This is a genomic window from Pseudochrobactrum asaccharolyticum (assembly GCF_003314995.1).
GTDB lineage: Bacteria > Pseudomonadota > Alphaproteobacteria > Rhizobiales > Rhizobiaceae > Pseudochrobactrum > Pseudochrobactrum asaccharolyticum.
The window spans coordinates 1-19,069 of the sequence record NZ_QNRH01000019.1 but is presented as its reverse complement, the minus strand read 5'-3'; the positions used below and the strand labels follow the sequence as shown (position 1 = coordinate 19,069).

The window sequence follows — 19,069 nt, the reverse complement described above, 5'->3', positions numbered from 1 at the left end:
ATAATAGGAAAGAAAATTAGATTACTTCAGGTGAAAATAGGTAATGCTCGGAATTTAAGATAAATTTGTGCTAAACTATATAATTATCAAGCATATTAAGGAGGAAATGATGAGTAGTAATGGATACAGCATGCGTCAAGACAGCCCGGGCAAATGGACTGTATATGATACCTATAGTGGAAAACCTGTTGTATATAATGACATTGTTCAAACAAATTTGACTGAAGATGATGCGAATGAAATACTTGAGCTGCTACGCCAAGATTACATTGAAAAAAGTACTGAAAGAAATAAACCCGCTTAATAATTTCAACATAATATTAACATAGATTAACGTGATACTAATTATTTATTTTTGTATTAATTTAAATACTTTTTAGGCAACAATAGAAAAAGGATATAGAATGACAAAAAATCAGGATACTACTCCTTTAACACACGATAAAGATATAAAGTTCCTCGCAGAAAATACAGACATTTCGCCTCTTCAAGCTCAAGAACTCATTCAAAAATTTGGCCGAAATAGAGAGGTTCTATTAAAAGAAGCTTTAAAATTTAAAGCCGAAGGATAATTGCAAAGCGGAAGTTTGGTAATTATTCCACTACCAAACTCCCGCTTATTTTTTATAGGACAAAATTATATTCAAATAACCATTGAGATAAAAGGCTCTCTTGCCCACATTCGCTGATGCGCAACCTCGATTACAGATAAAATCTGCTTCACATATACAAAATCATCATTCTCTACATTAGCTTTCTTTAGCAGAACCTGTGATTGAGTATTCGCTCCTATTGCTTTCAGGTGTGAGTATGCATCGCTCACAAACCCAATTGCAGCGGCATCTTTTAACAATGCCTCAGCTCCTTTAGCAGATGGAACTAAAATGATGGCATCGAAGAGAACCGAAGGATTGCCCGCCAATTGACCATCTACATTTAAATGAGCTCCTGATTTTAGCTCAATTCCACCTATTTTCGAAGCAATCAGTTTTAATACAACACCGGCCTTTTTACATGCCATTTTGATATTATTAATTTCATCATCATCTGTTCCATCAGTTACAAGCGCGGCAATACAACGACCTTTAGATGATATTGGTGGATTTTTATGGATAGAGAGTTTATCTGAAACAGGAAAATCCTTTACTTGTACCAAAGCCTGCATTTTTTTCGGTAAATCAATATTTAGTCCTATGGACACTTTTTTTGCAAAATCATCACTCACATTTCTTAGAGATGACAAAACACGTAGACGTACGTGTGTAAGCTCAACTTTTGAAAGCTCAAAAACAAATGCAGCTGCAATGTGGTTCTGCTCTGCTTCAGTTTGGCTGAATAAAAATTGACGAGCCTGGGAATAATGGTCTGCAAAGCTGGAAGACCGTAAACGCAGCTTGACGCCTTCACCTTTAATATTAGCAGTAGTAAAAGCTCCGTGAGTGCTTGGACGTGGTCCTTGATCTTCTCCAGCCTCATCTAAGCTATTGGGCTCATATGACGCTCTACCAGGATGTAAGTGCGTTTGCATCATTCCGTCACGCTGAAAATTATGCATTGGGCAGCGCGGGGCATTAATTGGGATTTGGTGAAAATTAGTCGTACCCAATCTTGATTTTTGAGTATCTAAATAGGAGAAAAGTCTGCCTTGCAATAACGGGTCCTCACTGAAATCAATTCCTGGGATTACGTTAGTGGGAAGAAACGCCACTTGCTCCACTTCTGCGAAATGATTTTCCGGATTTCTATCAAGTACCATGCGCCCAACTACTTGCAGCACTACATCTTCTTCAGGAATTAATTTGGTAGCATCGAGAACATCGTATTCTTGATAGTTTGCAAAATCCTCATCAAAAATTTGAACAGCCAGCTCCCATTCTGGGAAGTTACCAGAGTGAATTGCCTCCCAAAGATCCCTTCTATGATAATCAGGATCAGCACCTGATATCTTTACAGCTTCATCCCACAAGGTCGACTGCAAACCCAATAATGGACGCCAATGGAATTTGACAAATTTAATATCATTTTGATTATTAATAAACCTAAAGGTGTGAACTCCAAAACCTTCCATCATTCGATATGAACGGGGTATCGCCCGATCAGACATCGCCCACATTATCATATGCATGGACTCAGGCATGAGCGATATAAAATCCCAGAACGTATCATGTGCTGAGGCTGCTTGTGGAAACCCTCTATCTGCCTCTGGCTTTACTGCATGAATAAGGTCGGGAAACTTCATTGCATCTTGAATGAAAAAAACAGGAATATTATTGCCGACCAAATCCCAGTTTCCGGTTTCCGTATAAAATTTCACAGCAAACCCGCGTACGTCGCGAGGGGTATCTTTAGATCCCTTTTCTCCTGCAACAGTAGAAAATCGCGCGAATAGCGGTACTTTATGTCCCTTTTTTTGAAATATTGAGGCCATAGTAAGCTCAGGTATTGGGTTTGTGCATTCAAAATATCCGTGCGCGCCCGAACCACGGGCGTGCACGATGCGCTCAGGAATTCTTTCGTGATCAAAATGAAATATTTTTTCGCGTAATACAAAGTCTTCTAATAAAGTCGGCCCATGATCATGCGAACGAAGACTATTCTGATTATCAGATATAGAAACGCCGTGGTTAGTAGTGAGGGTGGCTGTCCCATTTTTTTGTTGGACTTCGTCACCCTTTCCCCGAGGTTGATCATTAATTATTGAATTTTTTGTATTATCCGACATGGCATTTTCTCCCGTTTAGACCTGTTATAAAAACGCCTCATGCTCTTATTCGTTCCTATTCTTAAGCGATATTCTGAAACGAAATGGAACCAACAGTACCCACCTTCGTTCTTCGCCAAAGATAGAAATTTTAACTGGAATACGGCATGCAGAGCGTAGCAGTGATAGGGTCAGGGCCTACCGGAATTTATTTTCTCAAAGCAATGCTTGAGAGTGAGATAAAATTTAACATTGCGCTTTTTGACCAAGCTGCTGCCTTGGGAACTGGCATGCCTTACACTACCAATCTCAACAGCAAGCAAATGCTTGCAAACATAGCCAGTATAGAAATACCAATTCTGCTAGAATCTTATTGTACTTGGCTTCAGAAGTTATCTGATTATCAGTTGGAAAATTATGAATTAAATAAAGGAAATATTGCTGAAAGAGGATTTTATCCAAGAACCCTTCTTGGAAAATATTTCCAGGATCAACTTATAGAAATAATTAAGCTACTAATCGCTAAAGGCCATAAAATAAATATTCAGAATAATAGCTTTGTAAGAAATGTTGACTATTTAAACGGAAAATTTGAATTAAGGGTTCATTCTTACAATTTTATAAAACAGATATTGACGTATGATCATGTAGTAATGGCAACCGGACATTATTACGATAAGGCTATAGATTCCGGAAATCTAATGGCTAGCCCATGGCCTTACAAAAAGCTGAATAAAATACGAAATTGTAAAGTGGGAATATTAGGTACTTCGCTTAGTGCAATCGATGCATTTGTTGCAGTTGCCCATAATAACGGCTCTTTTATAGAAAATGAAACCGGGGAGTTGGCATATAATCTAAACCCCAACGTCTCGCAGCTGGATATAACTATGATGTCGAGAAAGGGCATTTTACCTGAAGCAGACTTTTTTTGCCCTCTTCCTTATGAGCCGCTAGAGATTTTTACAGAAGAATTGGTTCAAAATTTTATCGACCATTGTCAGAGCGATTTATTGGATGAAACTGTTGATTACCACTGAGAACTGACCCAGTGGGGGTGCGGATAAAAACTTGGACTGGTTTTACAGCACAATGCCAAGACTGTTTCGATATTCGATTGGGCTTCGAGCGCCAAGTGATATCTTGATCCGCTTCTCGTTGTACCATCGAATGTATCCATCAACTTCTTTGATAAACTGCTCGATCGTGGTTGACCTCCAATCACGAGGGTAAAAGAGCTCTGTTTTCAGCCTTCCGAAGAAGCCTTCGCATGCAGCGTTATCTGGAGAACACGCCTTGCGGGACATTGAGCGCACCAGCTTCGCATCACTGATCCTCGATAGCCAACCCGGCCAGCGATAGTGCGCGCCGCGATCGGAATGCACTATTGGCCGCTCATCTGTACCTGTGACAGTTTCTATGGCGGCATCGAGCATGGTGTTGACCAATTCCGCATCTGGTTTCGTTCCGATAGACCAGCTGATGACCAAACCATCGAAGCAGTCGATGATGGGGGAGAGATACACCTTGCCAGCTGGGATATGGAATTCAGTAATGTCGGTCAACCATTTCTCGTTTGGGGCTGCGGCCTTGAAGTCCCGATTAATGAGGTTCTCGGGTGCCGGACTGATTTCTCCCAAATAGGAGCGGTATCGCCGCCGCTTTGGCGAGGCAACGATCAGATTCTCCTGTTTCATCAACCGCTGCACAACCTTCTCTGAGATTATAACGCATTGTTTGGCCAATGACGCCTGTAGCCTGCGGTAGCCGTAGCAGCGACGGTTAGCTTCGAAGATTTCGGTGATGCTACGACGAAGAGTGAGATATTTCTCGACGATCTTCACACGGGCTCGATGGTAAAAATATGAACTGCGCGCCAGTCCCAATTGAGCAAGTAGATCGGGGAGCTGATAAAGACTTTTGAGGGCGTCAACCAGCAATGTCTTCTCCCGATTACTCAGGAGTTGCAGATCGACGCCCAGGTCTTTTTTTAAGAGTTCGGTCGCCTTCTTTAAAAGATCGTGCTCAAGCTGTAGTTGCTGGATATCGTGTTGCAGTGTTTCGAGCTGGCGCTCTAAGTCTTTTCGCTCTGGCACTGGCGGTGAATTGTTCTTGCGTTTCATGATGGCGGGAGCCTCCGGACCGAGTAACTGGTTTTTCCAGTTATACAGTGTCGGCCTGCATACGCCGAGCTTTTCCGCCAAAGCCTGCGCGCTTTCTTTTCGATTATAAAGCCCGACGACGCCAGCCTTCTTCAATGCATCAGGATATCGTGGAGGACCAACTCTACCAACAGTAGCTTTTTGAGCTTCAGGAAACGCCTCAAGAACCCATGCCGTCAACGTCGCACGACCAGGATAGCCCAAGGCTCGCATCGTTGCAGAAACACAACGATCATGCGTGCGGTAGTGCTCAACAGCCGCTTCCTTCTGGACCTGTGTAAACTTAGGGGCTCGCGGCGTAAATCCTGCACACAGATCAAGACGGTGCTCATATTCGTTGCACCAGCCCTTCAGCGCATTCTTACTTGGGTAGCCCAGCTGGCGAATAGTCGCTTTCGCGCGCTTGCCCAGCTTGATGTAAAGCGCAACTGCTCGCATCCGGTCTTCGTAGGAATACATGAACTACCTCCTTGATAGTCCAAGTTTTCGTCCGCACCCCCACTGGGTCAGTTCTTACCGGCAATCAACAGGTAAACCATTTTAATTGTCATTATAAATCAAGTATATTCTGTCGAGAATGTCGGTTTCTAATTCAATCGATCTTCATCACGCATCAATATGACTATGCACTTGAATGGTTTCGTGCCATGTAAAGTGTAGACATTCGCATTACCACAACGCACGGTTTTAAAGGTGAATAGCTTAATCATTGTTGCGACGCATTCACATCAGCTACGCCAACTCATGGCAAAACTGCCCTTTTGCCATGAGTGGTAATATCTGAGTACAAAAATGGCAACGGCAGCAATGGGCGCCAACCAGGAGAAGCGGATGTGAGCATCTCTGTGCCAATAGGCTGCCTGACCCCTTGCACAGTTTCTCCCCCGCTCGGCTTGATCTGACGTTAGGACTTTGCCGAAGGCGCGGCAGCAGCGGCTTGAAGGCAAACTGGGTTTCGCAATTTTCGTGTGCGCAGACCGGTTTTTTGAGCCCGTAAGGACGCTGATATTTAGTGCGACCGCACACACATTCAAATTGACAACGGAATGCCTTAAACTCGTCCCAGCGCGTCTTCTCGTCGCCGATTGAGCCATCACCATACGGAGCGTCCTGAAAATGGCTACCAAAATTCTCGATGTCCCCCTTCACTAAGCTGGCAATGAACCGGTTATTGACGCCGGGCACGTTTGCGGGTGCTAGCTTGATATCGTTGAGGAACCCTCCGATCGCCGAGGCCAGCTCGGACCTTTCGTAAGAATAGGCCTTTTCGAGCTGACGAATACGTACGTTTACCCCGAAGCCGCGGGCAATGCTGAGCAACCATTCCTCTTCGGCCTGTCTCATTTCGTTGGCTGCCGACTCCCCCTAACCCATCGGTCGACGATCATCCCGTCGGTCACTTCATGGTCGGCAAATCGTGGCCCGAATGCCGGATCCAGCCCGATGATACGCATAAACTGCCCGTCTTTCGCCGCAAGCTGGTCTTTCAAATGGTTGAAGAAACGCTCGTCGTGCGTGACGAGAATGATTTGGCAGTCGGTGAGCATCTTAGCGAGCAGCGCGCCGATCGCCCGCCGGTGATCGGCATCGTAGGAAGTGACGACGTCGTCGAGCGCAATCAATGGCGCGGCGCCGTTAAACTTCTTAATCGCCGCGAGGCGGAGCGCTAGCGCCACTGAATGAATCTGGGAATCGCTTAGATAACCGCCCGGGGCAACACTCTGGCGATCGTCGGCGAAATCGATAACCAACTGCATACGCTGCTGATTGGTGTCATCTTCTGCGGGCAATTCAAGCCGGATCGGCCTGGCGTTTTCGCCCTGAATCTCCTTGTAGATGTCGTTCATCGGCCCTTGGAGCGTATCAAGGAGAGACTGGACCTTTTCGCGAATCTTGCCCGATACGAGCGCAGCTTGGGTGCCAAGCGCATCGTGCAACGCCGACAGCGTTTCAGCGTTGCGCGTCGCAAGCGCCACTTCCGTCCGAATTTTCAGTAGCCGATCAATGCTGGCCTTAGCTTTAACCCAAGTATGCTCGCCCTGTTTCTCCTCGATGCCAACGATCTCTTGATCAAGGCCAATGAGAAGCACCTCAAGCTCTGCGGTAATCGTGGCAACATCGGGATTATCCGCGGCTGGCCATTCGACAATCCCGGCGTGATACGCGATAAACGCTGCCTTAAAACCGTCAGGCTCATCATCGGACAGATGATTAATCATCCCAGGAAGTCGTGCCACGAGTCGACTGTGCGCTTGAGTGGCCGTGGCTTCGGCTGCGTCAAGAGAGGTCTTGGCGTCGTTGTAGCTCTCCAGATCGCCGAGATGGGCTTTCAGGAGATCGCGGATCGCGGGCATGCTTCCGGCCGCGGTATCGCCGATTGCTGTAGCGCAGACAGGACATGCGTCTAGGTCAGGCGCACCCTCGGCGAACAGCTTTTCTGCTTCCTTCCATACCGAGCGGAAGACCGTACCTCCTGCCTTACCACGCTCGTCGGCCTCGGCCGCGTGGGCATCAGCGAGCCCAACGCGCTTTTCTTCGGCCTCGACCCGTTTGCCAACCTCGACATAGCCTACGTCCGTGACATCGAGCGTCGCCAACGCTAGTCCAGGATCAAGTGGGGCGATAATGATCGCGTTGACGAAGTCGATGACCGCGCCATCCTCCCACGCCAATACGGTCTGATCAGTTTCAGCTCGCAATAATCCAGCGAGACGCAATTGTTCAGTCGTGCTTTCCGCGGCGGCCTTGATCTCGCGACGTAACAGCCGCAGGTTCTTCTGCACCTCGACCAATGGCGAGAGCTGCAGCCAGCCAACCACATCGCTATAGCGATTCTCAGACTTATGCTCCTCGACGAACGTGCGCAGCGTATAACCGCGAATGATCGGTGCCACGACGAACCCGGCCTTCATCGCGGCGGCGGCGGCATGGATCGGGCGCTGATTGCCGGAAGCCTTGCGATCGCCATCGGCGATAACCTTGCCGGTGTTGGTCGAGAATTTGATCACAGGCGCGATACCCACCGTCTGTGCACCATTTTGAGCGAGCGCAGCCGGCCCTGCCTGATTGTTCAGTGTGCGCTGACCAAGCCGATCGAGCGTGCCATTGTCAGAAAAGAGGAATTCGAGCGCGTCGATAACGCTCGACTTGCCAAGGCCATTGGGTGCGAAGATTGCGAGACACGGCTTCTTGCTAAAATCGAATGTCTTGGACCGAAGATAGGCGCGAAAGCCTTCGAGGGTAAGCGAGTGGAGCAGGGTCGGATCAGCCATCGACATGCCCCCCTCAGCTCCGCGCGTTTAATAGCCAGCTCCAAGATCGCCGCCAGATCAGTATCGACATTCTCCGATGCCTTGAGCTTTTTAGTGACGCTCTTCAGAAACGCTTCGGGTGCCTCCACCAATTCTGCTTCTGGCATTACTGCTTCGATTTCGTCCATCAATCCCCCACAGACTAACTCGCGAATCGTCGACGATGCCGTAGTGTCGCTCGTTCACGTCGACTGACAGACTACCCAAGTTGATCCAAAACGAAAGCGATCAATCCCGACATCGAACCGGATTAGATGGATTATTAACAAGTTATCGGGAAATACACGGCCGATATGCATGCATCTAGATCGGCGGTATACCGGCGTGGTGGAGGACTTGATTTAGGTTATCAAGCCAGCGCTGGCGCAAATCATCGAAATGCTGAGCCAAGACGGCTTGGCGAAAATCAAGGCAAGTGCCGATAGCAACGATCGTGCCGTCCTTGAGGCCTTGCACGAGCTGCGATCTCTTGAACAGTCTTGTCGCCGCGCAGTGCTTCAAGCGCCACAGTGGCTTTAAACTTGTCTGAAAAATTCCGTCTTGTCGTCATTTGCGTAGCCAGTCCGTAAACTCGGATACATCTTAGCATGCCGTCCAGTTTGCAGGACCACTTCACCTATCTATGCTCGCAGTTCCTTGGGCGAAACCGTCGCAGAAATAGACGTTAATGAAACCACACAAGCAGTTGAAAGCGCTCACGTACTACAAATGCTTGATGATTTGGGCAAAAGTCTCCTCATAAAAAATCATGACGTGCAAAAACCAACTGCCCAGCAGTCCGTACCACCACAATCAAACCCCTCCAGGCAATCCTACCAAGCGGATGTCGCCTCTCCAAGTTCGAATTCACATATGCCCTTACGCGGAAAATCTATTGCATTAAGTAGCACAGATGAAGCCGTCATACGCGAGGCTGTCAGCTTAAATCTTGCTGATGATACCTCAGCCCGGTTCCGCAATATTGCTGCCGCTGACATGGAAGATGGCACTTATGTTGTGTGTGGTTTTGTGAACGGTAAGAACCAATTTGGTGCATATACCGGCTATCAGATATTTTACGGAGTGTATCGGCCTGTGGATCCAATTTTCGTAACAAAATACATAATAAAACCCTCTTTTGGTTTGAATTTATGCGTAGCATCCGGCATTGAATTCAAACAATAAGTTATCCTAAGCTATTGTAATTGCTTCCATATTTATAATGTTGATTTGACATATCGTTTAACTTCTGTTTTGATATATCAATAATTCAACACAGGGAACGCTATGTCACAACAACGACAAGCCCGCACAATAACAACGACACAATTTAATCAAGCGCTTGAAACCGCTGAAAACCTCAGGCATCCATTTCGCAATAAAGTCGTCCTATTGTTGAGCTTTAAGGCAGGATTGCGTGCTGGAGAAATCGCTCAACTCGATTGGCGAATGCTTCTTGATGCGAATGGTAAAATTGGACCAACACTTAATCTGCCTGGTATTATTACCAAGTATGGCCGAGCAAGGCGTATTCCAATTCATCCTGATTTGCGCAAAGCACTGCTAAAACTCTATCGAATTACGGGGCCAGAGGGCCCCGTAATTCTTAGTGAGCGCGGCAACGCAATGACCGCAAAGTCTGTCGTCAATTGGTTTAAAAATATCTACGACATTACAGGATTAGAAGGTTGCTCGTCCCATTCAGGCCGTCGCACTTTCGTGACCAATGCAGCACGGATTATCCATAAAGCTGGCGGGTCTCTTCGCGATGTTCAGCTTCTTGCAGGTCATCAGTCCATCATTACCACACAGGGTTATATTGATGGCGATAGCGACGTTCAGCGCAAACTCGTTCGTTTAATTTAAAACATTCTCCCCATCATCATAGAAATATTCAGCCTTTTAGTAACAGAGGAATGGAAATATGCATACAAAAATTGAACAAATCAAGAACAACAAAGGGCAAAGCCAAAATGCAGTGGCAGTCCTTAATGACAAGCTACGAACTCAGCACATTGGTGGGCGCATCATGATGACACGCGGGATTTCAAGCCTTGATAAAGCACGCATACATTCAATCATCCATGCGATTGCAAGCTTTACGGACTTCAATTCCAATAATGATCCATATGGTGAGCATGACTGTGCCATTCTGGAAGTTGAGGGAATAAGCATCATGTGGAAAATTGATTATTATGATGAAACACTCGACGGCCATTCACCGGATGCTTCAAACCCGAACATAACAGTACGGATAATGACCGTCATGCTTGCTGAGGAGTACTAACCTTGGCAGATAAACCAGAGGCCCCCTCGCCCAAAAAGCTCAGCCCCTATCTACAGGGTAACTTAGATTCACTGTGTAGCGTATATGCCGTCATTAACGCTTTGCGGTGGTCGCTAGCAGATCACCCCTTATCTGCCAAAGGTGAGCACTGGAAAGCACTATTTGCCGAATTAAATGACTACGCCGTCAAAGAGTTAGGCCTGCTCAGCCTATCATCACAAGGCATGGGACTTAAGGGGATGATCTGGCTCTTACGTACTGCCCAGCAATATATGTCTGAAACCCACGCCATAACCATTACAACCCACCGTCCCTTTGCATTAAAGCGACCAAACTCCAATAACGACATAATTGATATAATCGCGGAACATTTGCGCAGCCCTAACACTGCAGTGATAACGGCGGTCTATGGCAAGCTAAATCATTGGTGCGTCATCAAAGGCCTAAAAAAGAAACACGTTATATTATTCGACAGTGATCGCCTCTCCCAACTATCAATTTCAACATTTCAGCTTGCCGCTCTTTCAAAAATAGACGCCCGCACCAGCCGCGCACAAGCTGCGAGTATGGTTCTGCTTTCAACGGCTTCATAAGCTCAATAAATTATTTTATGCAACATAGTTGACTTATACCAGGATTAGATATTAATTTGAGAAACGAGCCGGCTTGCGCCGTCGATTTTAGTTCAAAAAACTAAGACAGTTCGTGCTTATCGCCTCCTATATCAGGCAAGGTTACAGAAATGGAACTGTAAGTACGACACTTAACTTGCAAGAGTTGAGTCCGCTCCGAAACTAACAACAACTCCAACATGCGTTGGGTTGAGGTTTCGGTGTGACGTCTTAGTGATTTTGTCCGCCTGTAGCTTCATCCCTTCGCTCAAGAAGGCGATAAAATGAAGTTAACGAATACAGGCTATTCCACAAAACCTACAATCAAAAACGATTATCTAATTCTTGCCGAGCTTTTGATACAGCAGCCAGGTAAATCTCTTCGTCTACTTTTCTGTCAGAAAAAGACTGGAACAAGGCGTAAACGAACTTTCGCACGGACATTCCTACTAGCTCAGTACCTGACAGCTCTACGGTTTACCTTGGCCAAATGCCATGTAACCAGAAAACATCCTCTGAAATATAGCCGGACCGGTGGAGTTACTCGCTATCGTTATAGCGGGGAGACGTCCTTTGCCGATCTTAACAAACACACAAGTAGCTCTGTAATATTGGAGCAGGCGAAATGATGACTAAATTCCAACTTCCAAATATGTTTGAGCCTTTTAAGTCTACTAAGATTGATAGGCGAAAAATCAAACGCGTACTTCGGGATTTGCCTCTTCCTATAAAAAAGGAAATAGACTTCCCAAGCCGATGCCATAAAGGCCAACGCTGCCTTTCTGGTCTTTGCCCAACATGTATGCGGAACTTTCGCCGCAAGTTCTTAAGATTTGCACACCAAGAACGACTAGCTAGTTTACGATGGTCTTTTGTGACAGTGCTCATCGATGGCTGGACAATAAAGGCGGGGGTCTACGATAATTTTGGTCCGCTGAAAGACCATGCGATCATTAAGCAAATTTTGCAGCGTTTCAGGCGCCTTCAACAACCTAGACTTATTTTGTTTGGGTCGATTGAAACGGTCTACCAAACATTCGACAGTGATCCGATTGGGAAGCCTTTTCATCTTCACATGATGATTTCTGGGGCTTCTAAAAAAGCGATTCATAAGTGCCTGAATGTGCCGGAGTCACTTTCAACAACTTCGGCTATTCCTATCCATGTAAAACTGGTCGGATCTACATACGATGACTTCGTAAGAGCGGCATCTTACACAATCAAGCAACCGTTCTGGGAACAACGAAAATCTAGTAAATCAAAATTCAAGCCGCGTCGCTTCCCAACACGTTTAGCGCTTGGTGAGCTTCTGTCTAATTATGGTCAACATCATATAGGTGGTCGAACATTTTATATCGGCATTCGTTATCAGCACAGTCAATTCAGTTTCACTGATAATGTGAAATCGGTGATTACAGATAAGATAGCCAAAAAAGCTAAGTTGATAGCTACCCCCCTACCTAAAACTACGGCTTCTCGTGAATGAGGTGTGAGTAGTTATTGGTACACTAGCGCCTGTAAAACGTTGTGCAGACACAGGCCATTCTCGGTGCAGTTAACAGTAATTTCGATTACCCGCCCATGCCCTGTGCTCCCCGTGCACCCGTATGAATTGTTACTATCTGTACCTGTACGCACAGGTGCACATCCATCAATATAAATTAGGATTTACCATGAACAAGCATATACAGTACCCTTCGCTCAAATTAGTTCGTTATGAAGTAAATATTGACACCAAGAAACATCGTGTAACGTTGTCTGCTCCGATGGCGAATGATCATCGAAACTCGATACAGCTCAGCGTCTTTCGCTCTGAACTTTCTGATGCTAAATTTATGCAGGAACAACTTCTGGATTTAGGCGCACCTGTTATTCCAGACCTAAAAGTTCAGCTTGCTCGTCTTTTATCAGAGCCAGCTTGCAATATCATTCACACAACCATTCAAGCCGGCTGGCATAACAACCAATTTGTCACCCGCTATGGATCAATACCAACAATAAATATGAATGCTCCACTATTGCCTTCAGGTATTAAGGATGCTCAAATTTATGAATTTGATACTAGCCATCCTCTCTTCCAAAAACCAAAAACATTGGGTTCTCTCAAAGAATATATGACTGGTCTAAAGCGTCCACTCACGTATTCTCGTCCACTGACTTTAATGCTAGCAGCCGCACTCGCAGCACCTTTAGCAGATCGAATCGGCCACGAAGGTGGGGTAGCTTTCAATTTGTCAGGCCATTCAAGCACAGGGAAAACACTCTCTTTGCGTACAAATCTGTCCACTATTACTGAACCCTTAGATGCGAACCTGGCTTCGTTTGGGGATACATTGGGATTTCTTCTGTATAATCAATCAGCCTATGGAGGGTCATGTATCCCCTTCTCAGATCCAAAAGCCACCCGAGAGAAGGCAGGCGAGCTCTGTGATAAACTTCAAACAGCCACGTTTACAGTACATGATGGCGTACAACGGCGCGGCTTGAAGTCGGAACAACCAATACTGCCTCGCTTCGCCATTCAGCTATTCAATACAGAAAAATCTTTGACGGAGATATTTCAGCAGGCAGGAAGAGAGCTGGAAATCGGCGATCGGGTTCGGCTGATAGATATAGCCATATCATCGCCATACGGAATCTTTGATCGTGTTAAAAGTGAATCCGGAGTCACGGCAGCTGATTTGGCTGCAAAGGTAGAGGCTACTATTACAAATAACTACGGTTTGCTTTTGCCAAAATGGGTTGAGTATCTTCGTACTATAGAAAAAAAGGTACTTATTAAACGAGTGAAAAGCTTGGAACGAAGAATCCTCAAGCATTTCGTTGAGAACGCTGAACCAGATATGTTGCCTTTACGTTCTGAGCAAAGCCGTATGGCTAAGTCCTTCGCTCTCATGGGCGTTGCTGGAGTTATTGCAGCGAAGGAAGGACTCTTCCCTATTGGTTATGGCTTGGCCTTATGCTCAATAAGAGATATATTTTATATTGCAGCTAAACAAATGGTCGAGCCTACCAATTCACATGAAAAAAATATTCAGGCTTTTCAGACCTATATTAAGAATAAGAAAAACTACCCACTTGTAACAGAAGGTATAAATGCAGATCCCCTAAAATGCGATCATGGGTTTCGTCGAAAAGAAGATGGCAAGGTTTACTTATATATTCGACGTGAAAAAGTTGAACAATACATAGCCGATAAAAAGTACCTTGAAACGGTATATTTCCCAAAATTACAAAACCTAGGTTGCCTCGTTAAACCAAAAAATGGTTGGACCACTCCAGTGCAGCAAAAAGGCTTAGAGCGCCAACGGTTTATAAAACTGAGAATCTCTAAATTTTAATGCAGGGTATCTGCAGAAATTAAAAGCGTTTGAAAAGTACATAACTGCAGAATTAACTCATGGCAAATTGGCTGTTTTGCCATGAGTGTGTGTTTGTAGACATGCCGTTACTCGCGGGACATTTCCTTTATTCTTCCTTATTTGGAAAAAAGGAGAGGTTTATGACCAAGGATCAACGTGAGATACGGCGCAAATTGCGGATACAGAAGTGGCTCGGTTTGTCTGAACAGTTTGGGCGTGTTGTTAAGTGGATTTCCGCCGCGATTATGCTGCCACCATTATTGGTGTCAGCGTGTTGAAGTAAACCTGATCCGGTGTCTGCGGGTCAAGCGATGAATGAGGACGTCGGCTGTTATAGAAGGTCTGGTAGCGGCCGATGCCAATTCTGGCTTCGGAGACGGTTTTATAAGCGTGAAGATAGACCTCCTCGTATTTGATCGACCGCCAGAGCCGCTCAAGAAAAACATTGTCACGCCAAGCGCCTTTTCCATCCATCGAGATGGCAATCTCGGCCTTCTTCTGTCAAACAGCGTGCAAAAGTTTCCAGATTCTGGTTGGAAACAGCGTTGAAAAGTTTCCACCCCAGTATGTCATTCTCCGGCGCTTTGGTCGGAGTTATCTGGAGTGTTTCACATGGACATTATCTACGAAATTCGCCGTCGGCATTTGGTTCAGGGTCAGACGGTTTCTGCCATTGCACGTGATATGGATCTCTCGCGGCCAACGGTACGCAAGTATCTGGATGTGACAGAGGACCGACCCTATCAGCGCCAGCAACCGGTCTCACGCCAGCTTGGTGCGTTTGAGGATCAACTGACTGCGTGGCTTGAAGAGGACATTAAATTGCCTCGTCAGCGTCGGCGCACCGCGCGTCGTCTTTTTGAGGGGCTGCAGGATAAGGGTTATGCTGGCGCTTATGACAGCGTGCAGCGTTTTGTCAAACGCTGGCGAGGTGATCATCTGGGGCCTCGTCTGACGCAGGCCTTTGTGCCGTTGGCGTTTCGTCCAGGCGATGCTTGCCAGTTTGACTGGAGCCATGAGCATGTTGAGATCGCAGGCGTACTGCAGCGTATCAAGGTGGCGCACTTCCGTTTGGCTTATAGCCGTCAGATGTTTGTGGTTGCTTATCCGCGGGAGATGCAAGAAATGGTCATGGATGCCCATATCCGTGCATTTGAGTTTTTTGGCGGGGTGCCTGCGCGGCTGATTTACGACAATCTTAAAACTGTGGTTGATACGATCTATCAGGGTAAGGAGCGCCAGTTCAACCGGCGTTTCCTGAGTATGGCCAACCACTATCTGTTTGAGCCTGTGGCCTGCACACCGGCATCGGGATGGGAGAAGGGGCAGGTAGAAAACCAGGTTGGCAATATCCGCGAATGGCTGTTTACACCGCTGGCGCGCTTTACCTCCTTTGCTGAATTGAACGACTGGCTGGCGATCCGTTGTCGTGAATTGGGTCAGCGTTCTCATCCGACACAAAGCGGACAGACCATTGCCGCCTGTTTTAACCAAGAGCTACCGTTACTACGCCCTGTCACCGCTCACTTTGATGGGTATATGGAGCAAATGCTGCGCGTTTCTTCCACCTGTCTGGTCAGGGTTGACCGCAATCGTTATAGCGTACCGGCCAGATTGGCGGGCACGGCTGTGTCGGTACGTATCACTGCCGAACAGGTGCGCGTGGTGGCCAATGGCGAGGTCGTGGCCCTACATTTACGGGCTTTTGGTCGTGATGAGTTGATCTGTGACCCATGGCATTATTTGCCAGTTCTTACAAAAAAGCCAGGGGCGCTGCGTGACGGCGCTCCCTTTGTGGCATGGGACTTGCCCAAACCCATCCAGGCTGTGCGCGATCATATTATGAAGCATCCTAAAGGTGATCGTGCCTTTGTTGAACTTCTCATACTGGCCAGTGAAACAGGGTTGGAGGCGCTCACTATAGCCTGTGAGCTCGCGCTCGTGGGCGGCACTGTCAATGCCTCTGTTGTCATGAACGAACTGCGGCGGCTGACTGCACCATCGATACCGGTCGCAATCAATGTTCCTGATGGCATTGCGTTGATGATCGAGCCCATTGCGGACTACAGCCGATATGACCATTTGCTGGAGGTGAGCCATGTCGTCCATTGATCATATCAGCAGCTTAAAAGCCCTGCAGCTCTACGGTATGGCGACGGCATGGAGCGAGTTGCAGGCGGAAAAACCACGCCAGACACACCGCCCTGAAACCTGGATGGAACGCCTGCTGGTGGCCGAGAAAATGGATCGCCAGCTCAAAAGCCTACGCTACCAACTCAAGGCAGCACGCTTTCCCATCCATCGTGATCTGCTCGGCATTGATTGGGGCGACACACCACTATCGCAATCGGCCGTTGAGCAACTGGCGACTGCGACTTTCATGGAAACCGCACATAATCTGATCCTGGTGGGTGGCACAGGGACCGGTAAATCGCACTTGGCCACAGCGATTGGCATAGCCGCCATCCATCAGGGCAAGCGTGTGCGCTTCTATAATGCGGTCGATCTGGTCAACCAGTTGGAGCGTGAGAAGTCACTTGGCAAACTCGGAAATCTGGCTAAGCAGCTCTGCTTGGTTGATGCCGTCATTCTTGACGAGCTGGGGTATTTGCCGTTCCCGGCATCGGGTGGTGCTTTGCTATTCCACCTGATCAGTCTGCTCTACGAGAAAACATCGCTCATCATCACCACAAATTTAAGCTTCGGGGAATGGGTGCAGGTATTTGGTGATGCCAAAATGACAACGGCCTTGCTGGATCGCGTCACTCATCATTGTGACATTCTGGAAACCGGTAATGAATCTTACCGCTTCAAACACAGAAAAAATCACTCAAGCCAGACACAAAAAGTGGAAAATATTCAACGCTGACAGGTGGAAACTTTTCAACGCTGTTTGACACCTTCTTCAACACGGTGATGAAGTCAATGGACGTGAACTGCGAACCCTGATCGGTGTTGAAGATGTCTGGCTTGCCGTGACGGGCCAGTGCTTCCTCGACCGCTTCGATGCAAAAGTCTGCCTCCATCGTGATTGACAGTCGCCACGACAGAACCTTGCGGCTGAACCAATCCACAACGGCACAGAGAAAAACAAAATCACGTGCCATAGGAATATAGGTAATATCCATCGCCCAAACCTGATTGGGTCTGGTAACCGCCAGCTTGCGCAGCAGATAGGGATAGATTTTGTGTCCAACTGCCGGTTTGGAGGTGTTGGGCCGACGATAAATCGCTTCAATCCCCATCTTCTTCATCAGTGTGGTGACGTGCAAACGACCAACATCAAACCCTTCTCCTGTCAAAAGCCCTTGCAGCATCCGACTTCCCGCGAACGGATATTCGAGATGCAGTTCATCGATCCGGCGCATCAGTTCCAGATCGCCGTCAGATGTTGGACGCGCAGAATAGTAGATGCTGCCTCGGCTGAACCGGAGAAGCCTGGCTTGCCGTGTGACCGACGGTAATACCCCCATTTTTAACGGGGTTCTGGCGTGGAATTTATGCTGCCATTTTCAGTTTCTGCGCGGGTGTTATTCCGCCTATGCCCATATTGGGACGTTCATTGTTGTAAGTCCATAACCAATCTGTCGCGAAGGCTTGCGCTTCTTCAATTGTCTCAATGATATATTGGTCTAGCCATTCGTGCCTGACAGTCCGGTTATAGCGTTCAATATAGGCATTTTGCTGAGGCTGTCCTGGTTGAATATACAAGATGGTAATAGAGTGTTTTTCAGCCCACCCCAGAAGTTTACCACTGATATATTCCGGGCCATTATCAACGCGTATAGTCTCTGGCTTGCCGCGCCATTCGATGATCTGGTTCAAACTTCGAATAACCCGTTCTGTTGGCAAAGAGAAATCCACCTCAATGCCTAAGCCTTCACGGTTAAAATCATCCAGTACATTCAATAGCCGGAATGACCGGCCGTCTGCCAACTGATCTGCCATGAAATCCATCGACCAGACCAAATTAGGTTTTGTTGGAACTACCAGAGCATCAGGTTTATCCCTTTTAAGGCGTTTTCGGGGCTTAATTCGAAGGTTCAGCTCCAACTCACAATAAATACGATAAACCCTCTTGTGGTTCCAGCCATAGCCTTTGACATTACGAAGATAAAGAAAGCACAATCCAAAACCCCATGTCTTTTTAGCTGCCGTTAGTCCAATCAGAAGATCTGCAATTTCTTCATTCTCATGACGAAGAAGAGGGCTATAGCGATAACAGGTCTCGCTTACTTCAAAAGCTCGGCATGCACACGCAATACTGACATCAGGCCGTTTCGCAGCTATCACGGCCATATCTCGACGCTCCGAGCGCCCCGTTACTTTTTTCCAAGAGCTTCTTTCAGTAAGTCATTTTGCATGCTCAGGTCAGCAAACATTCTCTTTAGCCGACGGTTTTCATCCTCGATAGATTTCATCTGGCTGACCATCGAGGCATCCATGCCGCCATATTTCGAGCGCCATTTATAAAATGCTGAATTGCTCATGCCGTGTTCGCGGCAAAGCTCAGGAACAGACACACCACCCTCAGCTTGGCGTAAGATTGCAAGGATTTGTGGATCGGTAAATCTAGTCGTTTTCATAAAAATCTCCTCGTTTATTAAACAGAGAAAATTCCACTTTCAAACACCTTTAATTAAAGGGGGGATTACC

The 19,069-nt window shown here is 46.9% G+C and carries 16 protein-coding genes and 2 pseudogenes; 11 read left to right on the top strand and 7 right to left on the bottom strand.

Features of this window, described 5'->3' with window-relative positions; all coding sequences use genetic code 11:
• Positions 1 to 109: 109 nt before the first annotated feature.
• A complete protein-coding gene (locus DFR47_RS21665; RefSeq protein ID WP_147245706.1) occupies positions 110 to 304 on the top strand; it encodes a hypothetical protein in 195 nt (64 codons plus the stop codon).
• 100 nt (positions 305 to 404) lie between these two features.
• Positions 405 to 572 carry a hypothetical protein gene (locus tag DFR47_RS21940; protein ID WP_170137596.1) on the top strand — a complete coding sequence of 56 codons (168 nt, stop codon included), beginning with the start codon at positions 405 to 407 and terminating at the stop codon, positions 570 to 572.
• 71 nt (positions 573 to 643) lie between these two features.
• Here the strand turns inward: DFR47_RS21940 and DFR47_RS21060 are convergent, their stop codons facing one another.
• Positions 644 to 2,722, bottom strand: coding sequence for a catalase (locus DFR47_RS21060; RefSeq protein WP_113946482.1), 2,079 nt, complete (start codon positions 2,720 to 2,722; stop codon positions 644 to 646).
• A 146-nt stretch (positions 2,723 to 2,868) separates the two neighbouring features.
• On the opposite strand from DFR47_RS21060, the gene DFR47_RS21055 reads away from it, so the two are divergent.
• Positions 2,869 to 3,741: an FAD/NAD(P)-binding protein gene (locus DFR47_RS21055; protein ID WP_113946481.1), complete on the top strand. Its 873-nt coding sequence runs from the start codon at positions 2,869 to 2,871 to the stop codon at positions 3,739 to 3,741.
• A gap of 42 nt (positions 3,742 to 3,783) precedes the next feature.
• Here DFR47_RS21055 and DFR47_RS21050 read toward each other — a convergent pair whose 3' ends face one another.
• The 3 genes from DFR47_RS21050 to DFR47_RS21045 all read right to left on the bottom strand — a co-directional run bounded on the left by DFR47_RS21050 (position 3,784) and on the right by DFR47_RS21045 (position 8,135).
• Entirely contained in the window at positions 3,784 to 5,322 is a 1,539-nt protein-coding gene (locus DFR47_RS21050) for an IS3 family transposase (RefSeq protein WP_113946480.1), read from the bottom strand.
• Positions 5,323 to 5,595: 273 nt separating this feature from the next.
• Positions 5,596 to 6,207 carry a hypothetical protein gene (locus tag DFR47_RS22210; RefSeq protein WP_245416674.1) on the bottom strand — a complete coding sequence of 204 codons (612 nt, stop codon included), beginning with the start codon at positions 6,205 to 6,207 and terminating at the stop codon, positions 5,596 to 5,598.
• Complete coding sequence (locus DFR47_RS21045) at positions 6,204 to 8,135, bottom strand: AAA family ATPase (RefSeq protein WP_245416673.1); 1,932 nt, start codon at positions 8,133 to 8,135, stop codon at positions 6,204 to 6,206. The genes DFR47_RS22210 and DFR47_RS21045 overlap by 4 nt, the downstream gene beginning before the upstream one ends.
• 675 nt (positions 8,136 to 8,810) lie before the next feature.
• Here DFR47_RS21045 and DFR47_RS21040 point away from each other — a divergent pair.
• From DFR47_RS21040 to DFR47_RS21010, 6 genes are all read left to right on the top strand, one after another.
• A complete protein-coding gene (locus DFR47_RS21040; protein ID WP_113946479.1) occupies positions 8,811 to 9,338 on the top strand; it encodes a hypothetical protein in 528 nt (175 codons plus the stop codon).
• A gap of 102 nt (positions 9,339 to 9,440) precedes the next feature.
• Complete coding sequence (locus DFR47_RS21035; RefSeq protein ID WP_113946478.1) at positions 9,441 to 10,019, top strand: tyrosine-type recombinase/integrase; 579 nt, start codon at positions 9,441 to 9,443, stop codon at positions 10,017 to 10,019.
• A gap of 58 nt (positions 10,020 to 10,077) precedes the next feature.
• A complete protein-coding gene (locus DFR47_RS21030; RefSeq protein ID WP_113946477.1) occupies positions 10,078 to 10,440 on the top strand; it encodes a DUF3768 domain-containing protein in 363 nt (120 codons plus the stop codon).
• A gap of 2 nt (positions 10,441 to 10,442) precedes the next feature.
• Positions 10,443 to 11,033 carry a hypothetical protein gene (locus DFR47_RS21025; protein ID WP_113946476.1) on the top strand — a complete coding sequence of 197 codons (591 nt, stop codon included), beginning with the start codon at positions 10,443 to 10,445 and terminating at the stop codon, positions 11,031 to 11,033.
• A 643-nt stretch (positions 11,034 to 11,676) separates the two neighbouring features.
• Positions 11,677 to 12,537 (top strand): hypothetical protein, encoded by an 861-nt coding sequence (locus DFR47_RS21015; protein WP_147245704.1) that lies wholly within the window; start codon positions 11,677 to 11,679, stop codon positions 12,535 to 12,537.
• A 187-nt stretch (positions 12,538 to 12,724) separates the two neighbouring features.
• Positions 12,725 to 14,392: a DUF927 domain-containing protein gene (locus DFR47_RS21010; RefSeq protein ID WP_170137595.1), complete on the top strand. Its 1,668-nt coding sequence runs from the start codon at positions 12,725 to 12,727 to the stop codon at positions 14,390 to 14,392.
• A gap of 264 nt (positions 14,393 to 14,656) precedes the next feature.
• On the opposite strand, the pseudogene DFR47_RS21005 reads toward DFR47_RS21010, so the two are convergent.
• Positions 14,657 to 14,905, bottom strand: a pseudogene (locus DFR47_RS21005) (integrase core domain-containing protein); the annotation flags it as partial.
• Positions 14,906 to 15,025: 120 nt separating this feature from the next.
• Between DFR47_RS21005 and istA the strand changes: the two are divergent.
• Complete coding sequence (gene istA, locus DFR47_RS21000) at positions 15,026 to 16,525, top strand: IS21 family transposase (RefSeq protein WP_113946472.1); 1,500 nt, start codon at positions 15,026 to 15,028, stop codon at positions 16,523 to 16,525.
• Entirely contained in the window at positions 16,512 to 17,282 is a 771-nt protein-coding gene (gene istB, locus DFR47_RS20995; protein ID WP_113946471.1) for an IS21-like element helper ATPase IstB, read from the top strand. The genes istA and istB overlap by 14 nt, the downstream gene beginning before the upstream one ends.
• Positions 17,283 to 17,319: 37 nt before the next feature.
• Here the strand turns inward: istB and DFR47_RS20990 are convergent.
• Positions 17,320 to 17,871 (bottom strand): annotated as a pseudogene (locus DFR47_RS20990) (DDE-type integrase/transposase/recombinase); the annotation flags it as partial.
• Between the two features lie 40 nt (positions 17,872 to 17,911).
• A protein-coding gene (locus DFR47_RS20985) for an IS3 family transposase (RefSeq protein WP_113946470.1) occupies positions 17,912 to 18,999 on the bottom strand; the annotation gives its coding sequence in 2 pieces (ribosomal slippage) (positions 17,912 to 18,738 and positions 18,738 to 18,999; 1,089 coding nt in all).
• Between the last annotated feature and the right edge of the window lie 70 nt (positions 19,000 to 19,069).